Origin of the sequence: Streptomyces violaceus (assembly GCF_036014075.1) — a bacterium.
GTDB lineage: Bacteria > Actinomycetota > Actinomycetes > Streptomycetales > Streptomycetaceae > Streptomyces > Streptomyces violaceus.
The window spans coordinates 3,828,350-3,841,093 of sequence record NZ_CP107911.1 but is presented as its reverse complement, the minus strand read 5'-3'; the positions used below and the strand labels follow the sequence as shown (position 1 = coordinate 3,841,093).

Sequence of the window (12,744 nt, the reverse complement as noted above, 5' to 3'; positions counted from 1 at the left end):
CCGCCGCGTGACGAAGGGGCCCTGGTGTCAGGGCCCCTTCGTCATGCGATGTGCTCTTCTTCCATTTCCTGGTAGTGGCGGCTGCTGAAGCGGTCGACCATGCGCTTGGCCTCCGTGGTGTCCAGGCGGATGCCGTACTCCGCCTCCACGTTGTCGAGGAGCTGGTTGGGCGTCGGGTAACTGCCGTTGATCGACTGCTTGAAGACCTGGTAGTACGACTCCTCGTCCGGTTCGGCGACGGGCGGGCTGCCGCCGCCGTCGCCGAGTTCGCGGGTGCGGTTGGGGCCTACCGGGATGGGGAAGCTGCCGGTGTCTTCCGGGGTGAGTTCCTCGTACGGCTGGTCGAGGTACTGCTCGGCCTGCTGTTGCTCGGCGAACCACTGCGCGTACTGCTCGGGGTTGTAGGCCGGGTCGTAGCCGCCCTGGTATTCGACCTCGCGGGGGGTGTTGAACCAGGGGCTCTGGTCTGGTTCCGGTGGTTCGTTGTCGAGGTGCTCTGCGTGGGGGGCGCTGTCGAGCTCCGGGCGCTGCTCGCTGTGAGGTGCCGCCTGCTGCGGGGCGGGCGCCGCCCCGGGGGCACGCCGGCCCGCAACTGGCTCGGCTGCCGCGTCCAGGGCTTGCCGAGGTGCCGGCGGGATCAGCGCAGGCTCTATCCCCGCCGCAGCCAGCCCCGCCGGTGCCGTCTCCGCCAGTGGTACCCCGTAGCGCGCCAGCCTCAGCGGCATCAGGGACTCCACGGGAGCCTTGCGGCGCCAGCTCCGGCCGTAGCGTGAGCGCAGGCGGGCCTGGTAGACGAGACGTTCCTGCTCCAGCTTGATGACCTGCTCGTAGGAGCGGAGCTCCCAGAGCTTCATGCGGCGCCAGAGGAGGAACGTGGGGACGGGGGAGAGCAGCCAGCGGGTGAGGCGGACGCCCTCCATGTGCTTGTCGGCCGTGATGTCGGCGATCCGGCCGATCGCGTGGCGGGCCGCCTCGACCGAGACCACGAACAGGATCGGGATCACCCCGTGCATGCCGACACCGAGCGGATCCGGCCAGGCGGCCGCGCCGTTGAAGGCGATCGTCGCCGCTGTCAGGAGCCAGGCCGTCTGACGGAGCAGGGGGAAGGGGATCCTGATCCAGGTGAGGAGCAGGTCCAGGGCCAGCAGGACGCAGATGCCCGCGTCGATGCCGATCGGGAAGACGTAGGAGAAGTTCCCGAAGCCCTTCTTCAGGGCCAACTCGCGGACCGCCGCGTACGAACCGGCGAAGCCGATACCGGCGATGATCACAGCACCGGCCACGACCACGCCGATGAGAACGCGGTGCGTCCGAGTCAGTTGCAGTGGCGCGGCCACTCGTACTCCCCTCCCCTTGCGTGTTCTTGCGCGCAACAGGGTGGCACATGTGTGCGGAGGACGAGTGGCCGGTTCGTGTTCCCCGTTCAGTTCCGCCCGGCGTGCTGACGGGCACGGGCCTGCCTCGGCGTTTCCAGTACCGCTCGTTCGCCTCCCGTGTCCGGCCGTTCGCTTCCAGGACTGGAGCTTCCTCTTGTTCAGTCGGCTGCGGGCCTCCACTGGGCGGCCTCGCGCGCAGCCGCACGGGCGCCGAGGAACCCGACGGCGAGAGAGACCACGGCGCATGTCGTGATGCCTGCTGCCAGAACGGTCCAGGACACGGAGCCTTCCTGCACCAGGGCGATGAAGAACACCGAGTGCCATGCGGTCACGGCCCCGGTCAGGACCGTGGCGATGAGCAAGGGGACGGTCAGGTGCCATGAGCTCACCGACCGGAACACCCGGCGGTGGCCGGTCAGGACGGAGAGCGGGGCGAGAGCATGGCGGATCCGGACGAATTCCGCTGCCGCGCTGACCGCACCGGCCACGAGGATGAAGAGGATGCCGGTGACGCCGAACAGCTGGATCCAGTTCGCCAGAGGGGCCCGCGAGGGTCCCAGCCAGTTTCCGCCCAGCGTCTCGACCTGCACCGAGGGATTGGGAAGCGTGTACGCGGCCTTCTTCACCGCGCTGAGGTGACCCGGCTCGGGGGTGACGACGAGGAGGGACTGGGTACTGTCTGGCTTTACGGTGATGTGGGGGACTTGAGCGAACTTGACGTTGCCGTACCAGCGGCGCATTTCCTGTACTTGAGTGCTGGTTCCCGCCGCTGTCTTCGTGTCGCCGGGACAGGCCACGTGCAGGGTGCGCAGATCTCGGCAGGACCCTTCGATCGTCACCCACGGATCTTTCGGTGGCCCTGGATCGTGGAAGGCGCGGGTCAGGAGAAGCGACCCGGCTGGAAGGGACGAGCGGAACCGCTCTGTCTGCGCCGCGGTCATGCCACCGGTGGTCAGCTGGATCACGGTGTCCTTGATCCGCTGGTGTGTCTCGACCGCTGCTTGCGACTGCACCCCGAGTCTGCTGGTCCATACCTGCATCTGTGCGACGATCCCGATGCCGATCACCATGGCCAGAGCCAGCCGCACGATGACGCCGGGATGCGCGTGCGTCCACCGGCCGCCGATCATGCGGCCCGCGTGCCCCTTGCGCTTACCGTTGTCGGCGAGCCAGGAGCCCAGGTGGCGGGTGACGAGAGCCACTACGGAGGACAGGAACGCCCACATCACGACGGTTCCGCAGGTGAACACGGCAAGCTGTGCTCTGTGGGGCACGTACTGGCTCGTCAGGACCAGCGCGACACCGATGCCACAGACGGACAGGCGCCATGCGGGAACCCGAGACGCGAACGAGGCCGGGCGGGTTGACCTGCCGTCCCGGTGAACGCGGTGCGAGCCCACCACGATGCCGAGCACGGCCAACAGGGATACGACTGCCGCCCCTGCGGCGGTGGGCCATGCGCCCAGCACGTCACGGTGGTCGAGGATGTATCCGGTGGGACCAAGGCGAACATCCCACACGGAGGCAACGGCGTACGGGATGAAGGCGGCGAAGGTCCCCAACGCCGCGGGGAGTGCGGCTTCGCCGATGTTGACGATCATCCGGTGCCGCCATGTCCCGCCGAGGGCCTGCAGCAGACTGCTGCGCCGGTCACGAGAGCGGGAGCCGACCCGCGCGGCGACCACGGTCAAGGCGAGGGCGGGCAGTCCGGTCAGGGCCCACAGAGCCAGGAGAGGCGATGCCACCGGCTTCTGGTCGGCCATCTCTCCCGTGGCTCCGCCGCCGGAACCGAAGGCGGCCACGTGCATCCACCGGTCATCGTCCTTCGGCGGAGTGTCTGCCACCCGGACATAGGCGATCCGTTCGGAAGGAGCGACCAGGCCGTCGGTGGTGACAGTGCCGGCAAACGACCCGTACCGGGTGCGGATCCCCTCTGCGTGTCCGGTGCGCAGGAGTTCGGGAGAGAGCAGCACCTCGCCCGGCTCGGGCCAGCGGGATACACCGGCGGGAAGAGGAGCCTCAGGAGTGAGGGGGTGGAGAAAAATGACGGATACAGGACGGTTGCCGACGGAGTCGGCGCCCTCCCGGTACAGCAGCGTGGCGTGCTTGCCGTCGGTGATCACCGCTCCTCTGGCGTCTGCCCTGGTGTCGCGGCCGTGATACGTGGCGACGGTGGCCACTGTCGCCAGGGTGACGAAGGCGACGGCGAGGGCGGCGCAGAACAGGCCCCACCAGCGCAGGCGGTCGCCGGGAGTGGAACGCCCCGCGGCGAGGCCGATTCTGATCAGGGTGCCTGCGGTGCGCGTGCTCGTTCGCATCAGACGGCCCCGACTTCGGCCAGGATCCCGCCCTGAAGCTCGTGGCGGCGGTCGGCCCGGCCTGCGACCCAGGGGTCGTGCGTGACGACGAGCAGTGCGCAACCGCGGTCACGGGCGGCGGTGAAGAGCAGACGGGCGACTGCCTCCTTGGCTTCCGGGTCGAGGGCGCCGGTGGGCTCGTCGGCGAGGAGGACGGCGGGCTCGGTGATCAGGGCGCGGGCCACGGCGGTCCGCTGGCGCTCCCCTCCGGAGAGCATCCCAGTGGGGGTGGAGCCGGTGGGGACACCGAGCTCGCCGAGGAGCTCCTCCGCACGCCGATAGGTGTCCTGGTGGCGGCCCCCGTCGAGCAGGACCGGCAGGGCGACATTCTCCACCGGGCTGAGTTCGGGGAGGAGTTCGCCGAACTGGAACACCATGCCCAGGGTCTCCCGCCGCACCTGCGCGAGCTGTGCGGACCGCAGCCCAGTGATCTCCCGGCCCCCGGCGATGATGGTGCCTGCCTGAGGTTTGATCAGTCCGAGGACGCACATGAGCAGCGTTGACTTGCCGGATCCGCTGGGGCCGGTCACCGCGACCGACTCGCCGGGGGACACGGAGGAGGGTCCGTCCCTCGACCTGATAGCACAGGCCGCTCACGCGGAGCCCGGACGAATCACTTTGTTTCACAGAATCTGGCCTCTTGTGTCAGAAACGGGAACGCCGCACCAGCCCTGAACAGGCTGGTGCGGCAGAAGCGGCGGTGGAGAGCAGGCTTACCGGATGGTCCAGTTCGGCGCACAGTCGTCCGGGTCGCCGTTGTTCTCGTCGCAGGCCTTGAACTTGTAGATCTTGGATCCGTCACCGGATATCCGCCCGGTGTCACCGGTAGCCGGAGCCCAGGCATGGGCTCCGCCGTCCGATCTTCACATGGATGAAGCTCAGGAAACTGGAGGTGACGAGGTGATGACTCAATGACGACCTTGGCTTCAGGTCGGAGTGGTACGGCTGAGTCGGAGGGCTACATATGAGAGTCGAGAGAAACCGGAACGTGCAGCGGGTAGCGGTTCACCTTGGTGCACGTGTTGTGCCCACTCGAAGTGGATCACAGAGGCGCACCGGGACTCGAATGTGCGGTGCCGCGTACCCTGCCGAGGCCGCAGCCTCACGGTTGACGGGAATTGACCGTAGCTCGCGCTGCCCTTGCCGATCGTCCCACTGTGATCGTCGTAGCCAGGGGGCTGATGTTTGGGATGTCCTCGCGGGCGATCACCGGCGGGACGTACCGCCGCCCAGCTCACGCCGAAGCGGCCGCGTCGCCGTGCTGCACCGCTGACGACCGTCAGCGGTGCAGCCTCGGCCTCAGCTCTTCTTCGCGGGCGTCTTCGAGGGCGACGCGGAGGAGTCCTCCGAAGCTCCCTTCGAAGCTTCCTTCGAGGGCTCCTTGGACGGGGACTTCGACGCCGGCTTCGACGGGTCGCCGCTCGCCTTGCCGCCGCCCGCGCCGTTCGCCTCGGACACCGCGGCCACCGCTTCCTTGGCGGCCTTCTTGGCGTCCTTCGCCAGGTCGTCGGCGCTCGGGGACTTGTCGCCGGCCAGACCCGCGCCGTTGTAGTCGAGCGTGACGACGACGTTCTCGACGCGCGCCACGATCGTCTGCTGCTTGAAGGTGCCTTCCTTCTTCTTCAGGTCGTAGCGCACGGCCGTCGCCTGGTCGCCCGTGTCGGGCACCGGCTCCGACTTGACGCCCTTGGCGCCCTCCGCGGCCTGGACGTCCTGGACCTGCTTCTCGTAGTACTGCTGGGCCAACTTGTCGCCCGAGCCGCGCGAGGCGTCCGACTCGAAGCGCAGCATCGACACGTTCAGCCAGCGGAACTGCGAGCCCTTCACGCCGTTGTTGTCGAGGCTGTTCCAGGAGCAGCTGCCGCGCGTGGAGATATCGTCCGACTTGCCCTCCTTGCCGGACTTGCTCTCCGGAACGAGGTTCTTCAGCGTCTTCTTCGACAGCGCCTTGCAGGGCTCCGGAAGCTTGCCGTACGCCGCCGCCTCGACGGTCGGTGACGGGCTCGCGGACGCCGAGGCCGCCGCGTTCGCGGCCTTGTCAGTGCTGTCGCCGGAGCCGGAGTCCGAGGAGCAGCCGGCGGCGACCAGCATCACGGGGACGGCGGCCGCGCAGACAAGGACGCGGTGGAGTCGCTTCGCTCGCTGATCCTGCTGGTCTCGCTGTGCTCGTCGCTGCATGGTTCCTTCACTCATGACGCTCGTGGTTCCCTGCGGTCGGAACGGGGCCGAGTGGTCACCGTACGCGGTGAGGCGGTGGTGTGGCCTTCCTTCGCGTGCTTTGCGGGTGTGCGTGAAGGGGGCGTGAAGGGGCCTCAGTCGCTCAGCGAATCGGCCAGCTGGGAGGCCAGTTTCTGGGCCCTGTCCTGCAATTCCTTGCTGCCCGGGACGACGCCGACGGTGGCCGGCTGTTCGGCGTACTCGATGGTCACGATGACATTCGACGTGCGGAACGCCACAGTCACCGTCCGCTGCTTGGCCGTCGAACCGGAACTGCTCAGCTCGTCGTCGATGAAGGCCTCGTCGCCGAAATCCTCCAGCACGCGGGGCTGGAGTTCGGTCGGGGTCGCGGAGGTGGACGAGGAGGGGGACGAGGTGCCGGTGGGGGTGGGAGAACCGCTCGGGGCGGCGGAGGAACCGCCGGCCGGGGTACTGCCCGCAGCGGGGGACTCCGTGGCGGCCGACTCGGTGGCCGTCGGCTCGGGGAGGTGGGCCGCGGCCTCCCGCTCCGCGAAGAGTTGCTCGGCCTGGTTGTCGTCGCTGATGGTGTTGTCGTAGGAGACGACCCGTTCGAAGCCGACGAGCAGATGGTCGGTGGCCTCCCGGCCGTCGACCTTCCACTGGCAGCCGACCTTGCGGTCGGTGTCGAACGTGACCGTCGGCTCGCCCTCGTAGGTCTTCTCGCGCTGCTCGCCGTCGGTGATCTGCCGGATGCCGGGCAGGAGTTCGTCGAGCGTGCTCTGACCGACCGCCGTGCAGGGCTCGGGGAGCGTGCGGTAGCGGCCCGGCTCGGCGGCGGGTGAAGCCGTGCCGGTGTCGCCCGGGTTGGAGCCGTCCGTGGGGCCGCCGTCGTCCGGGCTGCCGGTGCAGCCGGCCAGCAAGGCCGCGAGGAGCGCGGCGATACCGGGTGCGTACGCCTTACGTTGCACGTGGTGGCTCCTCTCGGGGCGGATATTGGCTTGCCGTCGCCGGGCAGCCGATGAACACAATGTGTATCGCACGCACTGCCGTGAACGCCGGTCCGGATTCCCTTTCGTAGACCTTGGCTCCGGTATTTGCTCTTGAAGACTTCTGTTCGCTTACGGGGGATTGAGGACGTTATGTCGTATGTAGAGGTACCTGGTGCGAAAGTACCGATCCGGATGTGGGCCGACCCCGCCTCGGTCGAGGAGGGCGCGCTCCAGCAGCTCCGGAACGTCGCGACGCTGCCGTGGATCAAGGGCCTGGCCGTCATGCCCGACGTGCACTACGGCAAGGGCGCGACGGTCGGCTCGGTCATCGCCATGCGGGGTGCGGTCTGCCCGGCGGCGGTGGGGGTCGACATCGGCTGCGGAATGTCGGCGGTGAAGACGTCCCTGACGGCGAACGACCTGCCCGGGGATCTGTCGCGGCTGCGGTCGAAGGTCGAGCAGGTGATTCCGGTGGGGCGGGGCATGCATGACAGCGCCGTCGACCCGGGGCGGCTGTACGGGTTCGGTACGGCCGGGTGGGAGGACTTCTGGGGACGGTTCGACGGGGTCGCCGAAGCGGTCAAGTTCCGTGCCGAGCGCGCCACCAAGCAGATGGGAACGCTCGGCGGAGGCAACCACTTTGTCGAAATCTGTACGGATACGACCGGTTCTGTCTGGCTGATGCTCCACTCCGGTTCCCGGAACATCGGCAAGGAACTGGCCGAGCACCACATCGGCATTGCCCAGAAACTCCCGCACAACCAGGGCCTGGTCGACCGTGACCTCGCCGTCTTCGTGGCGGACACCCCGCAGATGGCGGCGTACCGCAACGACCTGTTCTGGGCGCAGGAGTACGCGAAGTACAACCGCTCGATCATGATGGCGCTCCTGAAGGACGTGGTCCGCAAGGAGTTCAAGAAGGCGAAGCCGGCCTTCGAGCCGGAGATCAGCGCGCACCACAACTACGTGGCCGAGGAGCGCTACGACGGGATGGACCTGCTCGTGACCCGCAAGGGCGCGATCCGGGCCGGCTCCGGCGAGTACGGGATCATCCCCGGCTCCATGGGCACGGGTTCGTACATCGTGAAGGGCCTCGGCAACGCCAAGTCCTTCAACTCGGCCTCGCACGGCGCGGGCCGGCGCATGAGCCGCAACGCGGCGAAGCGGCGCTTCTCGACGAAGGACCTGGAGGAGCAGACCCGGGGCGTGGAGTGCCGCAAGGACTCCGGCGTCGTGGACGAGATCCCGGGCGCCTACAAGCCCATCGAGCAGGTCATCGACCAGCAGCGGGACCTGGTGGAGGTCGTGGCGAAGCTGAAGCAGGTTGTTTGCGTGAAGGGTTGACGCGCCGAGGGCGCCGGCGTCACAGCTCGCGGTGGACCTTCGTGTTCGAGGCCTGGGCGCGGGGGCGGAGGACCAAGAGGTCCACGTTGACGTGGCTGGGGCGGGTGATGGCCCAGGTGATGGTGTCGGCGACGTCGTCGGCCGTGAGGGGCTCGGCCACGCCCTCGTAGACCTTCTCGGCCTTTTCCGTGTCGCCGGAGAAGCGGGTCAGGGCGAACTCGTCCGTCTTGACCATGCCGGGGGCGATCTCGATGACGCGGACCGGCCGGCCGACGATCTCCAGGCGCAGGGTCTCGGCGAGGACGTGCGCGCCGTGCTTGGCGGCGACGTAGCCCGCGCCGCCCTCGTAGGTGCCGTGGCCCGCGGTGGAGGAGACGACCACGACGGTGCCGTCGCCGCTCGCGTCCAGCTTGGGCAGCAGGGCCTGGGTGAGGTGCAGCGTGCCGATGACGTTCGTCTCGTACATCTGGCGCCAGTCGGCCGGGTCACCGGTCGCGACCGGGTCGGCGCCGAGCGCGCCGCCGGCGTTGTTGACCAGGACGCCGATCGTCTTGAAGGCCGTGGCGAACTCGTCGACCGCCGCGCGGTCCGTGACGTCGAGGGCGTACGCCGTGGCCTGGTGGCCCGCCTTGGTGATCTGCTCCGCCAGCGCTTCGATGCGGTCCTTGCGGCGGGCCGTCAGGACGACGCGGTAGCCCGCGGCGGCGAGCTGCCGGGCCGTGGCGGCGCCGATTCCGCTGCTCGCACCGGTGACGACGGCGATGCGGGAGGCTGCGGACGGGGCGGCGGTGGCCATGGGAGCTCCTCGGGCGTGGGTGCGGTGTGCGGGGCCGGCGAGGCCCTCAGGGCTTCCGGCCAGGATAGGCGGGGCCCGCGGTGGGAGAATGAGGGTGGGTGGTCCCCTGGTTTTCCGGTCTTTCCTGGAGGTGGATCATGGGCGAGGCACGTGAGGTCATGGACCGGCTCACGGACGCGGTCACCACGCACGCCGATCTGAAGGTCATCGGCGAGCTGTACGCCGAGGACGCGGTCGCCTTCACCCCTGACGAGGGTGAGCTGCGCGGGCGCGACAACATCGTCGAGTACTGGCGGACGATGACGGAGGCGGTCCCCGAGGCGACGTTCCAGTCGTTGCACTCCTACGAGGTCGGCGACACGGCCATCGACGAGGGGATCTTCAGCGGGCGCAACACCGGGCCGCTGGAGCTGCCCAACGGTGAGACGCTCCCGCCGACGCAGAAGGAGATCAGGATCCGCGGGGTGGACATCGCCACCGTGCGGGACGGGCGGATCGTCGACTACCGGCTGTACTTCGACGAGATGGATTTCCTGGGGCAGTTGGGGCTGCTGCCGCCTGACGATCCGTTCTGAGCTCCCGGGCCGAGGGCCGGTCAGTCTCCTCGTGGGGCGTACATGATGACCGCCATGCCCGCGAGGCAGATCAGCGCGCCCGCGATGTCCCAGCGGTCCGGGCGGTAGCCGTCCGCGACCACGCCCCAGAGGATCGAACCGGCGACGAAGATCCCGCCGTACGCGGCGAGCACGCGGCCGAAGTGGGCGTCGGGCTGGAACGTCGCGACGAAGCCGTACGCGCCGAGCGCGAGGACGCCGCCGGCCGCCCACAGCCAGCCCCGGTTCTCGCGCACGCCCTGCCAGACCAGCCACGCGCCGCCGATCTCGAACAGGGCGGCGACGACGAAGAGGGCGGCGGACCGGAGCACGAACATGGTGGTCAGCTTCGCATGCTCCCTAGGGCCTGCCGTCAGGTCCTAACGGCCGGCCCGGGTCTCCGCCGCGTACGCCGTGGGGGGTACTCCCACCGTCGTCGTGAAGTCCCGTACGAGGTGGGCCTGGTCGGCGTAGCCGAGGTCGGCGGCGAGGGCGGCCCAGTCGACGTCGTCGCGGTGGCCGGCCTGTTCCAGGGCCTCGTGGATGCGGTAGCGGAGGATGACCCACTTGGGGCTGACGCCGACCTGGGCCGAGAAGAGCCGTTGCAGTGCCCGTACCGACAGGCCGTGCGTGTGGGCGAAGTCGCCGACGCGGCGTACGGTGCGGTCCGCGCGGATGCGTTCGACGAGGTCGATCGCGAGGTCTGTCTGCGGGTCGGGGGCGCAGGGCAGGGAGAGCAGGAAGGCGTCGAGGGCGGCGACCCGGGCGCGGTCGCCGGCGGGGGTGACGGCCGCGCGGGCGGTGTCGGCGGTGGCTTGAGGGAACAGGTCCTGGGCGGGCAGCGTGTGGCCCGTCCAGTGGGAGACCGGCATTCCGGGGGCGTACGGCCGGAAGCCGCCGGGGCGGAACTTCGCTCCGCAGACCCGGCCCCGCCCGGTCAGTTTCCTGGTGTAGAGGCCGAGCGCGACGCCGGTGACCTCGCCGTAGGGCGGAGCCTCCTCCTCGTCGGCCCCGTCCCACTGGAAGGTGAGGTTGACCGAGGGGTGCGGCACGATGTGGGAGGCGTACGGCTGGGGCAGGTCCCAGTCGATGAGCCAGTGCCACTCGATGTACCGGCGCAGCGGCTCGGCGGGCTCGTGGCGGCGGAACCGTACGCGGTTCAGCAGCCCGGACGGGTCGACGATCCCGCGGGTGTCGTGGCGGGGTGCCTCCATGGCCGGATCGTACGTCGCGTTTCTTCAGGAGTCGCGTTTCTTCAAGAAGGGCAGTCCCGGGCGTCCCTACGGTCGGTGTATGGACACCGAACGCAGTGAAGTGAAGAGCCACACCCTGGGCGATCTTCTGAGGGTGGCGCGTGGGCGGGCCGTGCCCGTGGTCCGGGCGATTCCCGACGAGGCGCTCGCCGCTCCCACACCGTGTGCCGACTACGACGTGAAGGCCCTGGTCAATCACCTCTTCCAGGTGGTCGTGGAGTTCCAGAAGCTGGCGGCCAAGGGGGAGTCGGACTTCTCCGCGACGCCCGACCGGGTCGGTGCGGGGCCGGACTGGCGGGAGCGGTTCGCCGGGGAGACGGACAAGCTGGTGGCGGCCTGGTCGGCGCCCGGTGCCGAGGAGGGCACGGCGGGGGCGTGGAAGATGCCGGCGGGGCTGGTCGGCTCGATGGCGTTGCTCGATCTGACCGTGCACGTGTGGGACCTGGCCCGGGCCACGGGCCAGGAGTACCGGGTGGACGACGGGGTGGACCCGGTCCTGGAGCGGCTCGCCGGCGCGGTCGCCGAGCTGGCGCCGACGGCCCGGTCGACCGGTGTGTTCGCGGAGCCGGTGCGGGTGGCGGAGGGTGCGTCGGCCCTGGAGCGGCTGCTCGGGCAGACCGGCAGGGATCCGTACTGGAATGGCCCCGCGCCGGCTGTTGTTCCCCCAGGTACGGTTGAAGGATAAACAACCTGGAGGGTGAGCGACCATGCAGTTCGGGATCTTCAGCGTCGGCGACGTCACGCCCGACCCCACCACCGGCCGGACCCCGACCGAGCGCGAGCGGATCAAGGCCATGGTCGCCATCGCGCTCAAGGCCGAGGAGGCCGGGCTCGATGTCTTCGCGACCGGCGAGCACCACAATCCGCCCTTCGTGCCCTCCTCCCCGACCACGATGCTCGGCTACATCGCCGCCCGCACCGAGCGGCTGGTCCTCTCCACGGCCACCACCCTCATCACCACCAGCGACCCGGTGAAGATCGCCGAGGACTTCGCGATGCTCCAGCACCTGGCCGACGGCCGGGTGGATCTGATGCTGGGCCGCGGGAACACCGCGCCGGTGTACCCCTGGTTCGGGCAGGACATCCGGCAGGGCATCCCGCTCGCCGTCGAGAACTACGCCCTGCTGCACCGCCTGTGGCGCGAGGAGGGCGTCGACTGGGAGGGAAAGTTCCGTACGCCGCTGCAGGGCTTCACGGCGACGCCCCGCCCGCTGGACGGCGTACCGCCGTTCGTCTGGCACGGGTCGATCCGCTCGCCGGAGATCGCCGAGCAGGCCGCGTTCTACGGCGACGGCTTCTTCCACAACAACATCTTCTGGCCGGCCGACCACACCAAGCGCATGGTCGAGCTGTACCGGGCCAGGTACGCGCACTACGGGCACGGCACGCCCGAGCAGGCGATCGTCGGGCTCGGCGGGCACGTGTTCATGCGCAGGAACGCGCAGGACGCGATCCGTGAGTTCCGGCCGTACTTCGACGTCGCGCCGGTGTACGGGCACGGGCCGTCGCTGGAGGACTTCACGGAGCAGACGCCGCTGACCGTCGGCAGCCCGCAGCAGGTCATCGAGAAGACGCTGGCCTTCCGGGAGTACGCCGGCGACTACCAGCGGCAGCTCTTCCTGGTCGACCATGCCGGGCTGCCGCTGAAGACCGTGCTGGAGCAGATCGACCTGCTGGGCGAGGAGGTCGTCCCGGTGCTGCGCAAGGAGTTCGCCGTGGGCCGCCCGGCGGACGTGCCGGACGCGCCGACGCACGCGGCCCGGCTCGCGCGGGCCCAGGGGTAAGAGGACGGCGGGTGCCCGGGCCCGTGGTTGCGTGAGCGCTGGTGAGAGGCGAGTAAGAAGGACGCTCCGGCGCG

The 12,744-nt window shown here is 69.4% G+C and carries 11 protein-coding genes and 1 pseudogene; 4 read left to right on the top strand and 8 right to left on the bottom strand.

Going from position 1 to position 12,744, the window contains the following annotated elements:
* Window positions 1-41 precede the first annotated feature (41 nt).
* The 5 genes and pseudogenes from OG542_RS17220 to OG542_RS17200 all read right to left on the bottom strand — a co-directional run bounded on the left by OG542_RS17220 (window position 42) and on the right by OG542_RS17200 (window position 6,879).
* The gene (locus tag OG542_RS17220) at window positions 42-1,337 is read right to left on the bottom strand and encodes a DUF2637 domain-containing protein (protein ID WP_328411879.1); all 1,296 of its coding nucleotides are present in this window, start codon (window positions 1,335-1,337) and stop codon (window positions 42-44) included.
* 197 nt (window positions 1,338-1,534) lie between these two features.
* Window positions 1,535-3,694 (bottom strand): permease, encoded by a 2,160-nt coding sequence (locus tag OG542_RS17215; RefSeq protein ID WP_328411877.1) that lies wholly within the window; start codon window positions 3,692-3,694, stop codon window positions 1,535-1,537.
* A pseudogene (locus tag OG542_RS17210) lies at window positions 3,694-4,330 on the bottom strand (ABC transporter ATP-binding protein). Before OG542_RS17210 ends, OG542_RS17215 begins: the two are co-directional and overlap by 1 nt.
* A gap of 702 nt (window positions 4,331-5,032) precedes the next feature.
* The gene (locus tag OG542_RS17205; protein ID WP_328411875.1) at window positions 5,033-5,926 is read right to left on the bottom strand and encodes a DUF3558 family protein; all 894 of its coding nucleotides are present in this window, start codon (window positions 5,924-5,926) and stop codon (window positions 5,033-5,035) included.
* A 119-nt stretch (window positions 5,927-6,045) separates the two neighbouring features.
* Window positions 6,046-6,879 carry a DUF3558 domain-containing protein gene (locus OG542_RS17200; protein WP_328411873.1) on the bottom strand — a complete coding sequence of 278 codons (834 nt, stop codon included), beginning with the start codon at window positions 6,877-6,879 and terminating at the stop codon, window positions 6,046-6,048.
* 171 nt (window positions 6,880-7,050) lie between these two features.
* Here OG542_RS17200 and OG542_RS17195 point away from each other — a divergent pair, with 171 nt between their 5' ends.
* Window positions 7,051-8,244, top strand: coding sequence for an RtcB family protein (locus tag OG542_RS17195; RefSeq protein ID WP_328411871.1), 1,194 nt, complete (start codon window positions 7,051-7,053; stop codon window positions 8,242-8,244).
* A 19-nt stretch (window positions 8,245-8,263) separates the two neighbouring features.
* On the opposite strand, the gene OG542_RS17190 is transcribed toward OG542_RS17195, so the two are convergent.
* A complete protein-coding gene (locus tag OG542_RS17190; RefSeq protein ID WP_328411869.1) occupies window positions 8,264-9,040 on the bottom strand; it encodes an SDR family oxidoreductase in 777 nt (258 codons plus the stop codon).
* Window positions 9,041-9,177: 137 nt separating this feature from the next.
* On the opposite strand from OG542_RS17190, the gene OG542_RS17185 reads away from it, so the two are divergent.
* Window positions 9,178-9,615: an ester cyclase gene (locus OG542_RS17185; protein ID WP_184591749.1), complete on the top strand. Its 438-nt coding sequence runs from the start codon at window positions 9,178-9,180 to the stop codon at window positions 9,613-9,615.
* Window positions 9,616-9,635: 20 nt separating this feature from the next.
* Here the strand turns inward: OG542_RS17185 and OG542_RS17180 are convergent, their stop codons facing one another.
* Both OG542_RS17180 and OG542_RS17175 read right to left on the bottom strand, forming a co-directional pair.
* Window positions 9,636-9,971, bottom strand: coding sequence for a YnfA family protein (locus OG542_RS17180; protein ID WP_215119737.1), 336 nt, complete (start codon window positions 9,969-9,971; stop codon window positions 9,636-9,638).
* 42 nt (window positions 9,972-10,013) lie between these two features.
* A complete protein-coding gene (locus tag OG542_RS17175; RefSeq protein ID WP_328411867.1) occupies window positions 10,014-10,847 on the bottom strand; it encodes a helix-turn-helix domain-containing protein in 834 nt (277 codons plus the stop codon).
* A 79-nt stretch (window positions 10,848-10,926) separates the two neighbouring features.
* Between OG542_RS17175 and OG542_RS17170 the strand changes: the two genes are divergently transcribed.
* Together OG542_RS17170 and OG542_RS17165 are read left to right on the top strand one after the other, a co-directional pair.
* Window positions 10,927-11,571 carry a TIGR03086 family metal-binding protein gene (locus OG542_RS17170; RefSeq protein WP_328411865.1) on the top strand — a complete coding sequence of 215 codons (645 nt, stop codon included), beginning with the start codon at window positions 10,927-10,929 and terminating at the stop codon, window positions 11,569-11,571.
* A gap of 22 nt (window positions 11,572-11,593) precedes the next feature.
* The gene (locus OG542_RS17165; RefSeq protein ID WP_328411863.1) at window positions 11,594-12,670 is read left to right on the top strand and encodes an LLM class flavin-dependent oxidoreductase; all 1,077 of its coding nucleotides are present in this window, start codon (window positions 11,594-11,596) and stop codon (window positions 12,668-12,670) included.
* Window positions 12,671-12,744: the final 74 nt, after the last annotated feature.

Excerpts from the sequence above, each read along its gene's own strand:
- OG542_RS17215 (WP_328411877.1), bottom strand. The coding sequence starts at position 3,694 with ATGCGAACGAGCACGCGCACCGCAGGCACCCTGATCAGAATCGGCCTC.
- OG542_RS17205 (WP_328411875.1), bottom strand. The coding sequence starts at position 5,926 with ATGAGTGAAGGAACCATGCAGCGACGAGCACAGCGAGACCAGCAGGAT.
- OG542_RS17195 (WP_328411871.1), top strand. The coding sequence starts at position 7,051 with ATGTCGTATGTAGAGGTACCTGGTGCGAAAGTACCGATCCGGATGTGG.
- OG542_RS17190 (WP_328411869.1), bottom strand. The coding sequence starts at position 9,040 with ATGGCCACCGCCGCCCCGTCCGCAGCCTCCCGCATCGCCGTCGTCACC.
- OG542_RS17185 (WP_184591749.1), top strand. The coding sequence starts at position 9,178 with ATGGGCGAGGCACGTGAGGTCATGGACCGGCTCACGGACGCGGTCACC.
- OG542_RS17180 (WP_215119737.1), bottom strand. The coding sequence starts at position 9,971 with ATGTTCGTGCTCCGGTCCGCCGCCCTCTTCGTCGTCGCCGCCCTGTTC.
- OG542_RS17175 (WP_328411867.1), bottom strand. The coding sequence starts at position 10,847 with ATGGAGGCACCCCGCCACGACACCCGCGGGATCGTCGACCCGTCCGGG.
- OG542_RS17170 (WP_328411865.1), top strand. The coding sequence starts at position 10,927 with ATGGACACCGAACGCAGTGAAGTGAAGAGCCACACCCTGGGCGATCTT.
- OG542_RS17165 (WP_328411863.1), top strand. The coding sequence starts at position 11,594 with ATGCAGTTCGGGATCTTCAGCGTCGGCGACGTCACGCCCGACCCCACC.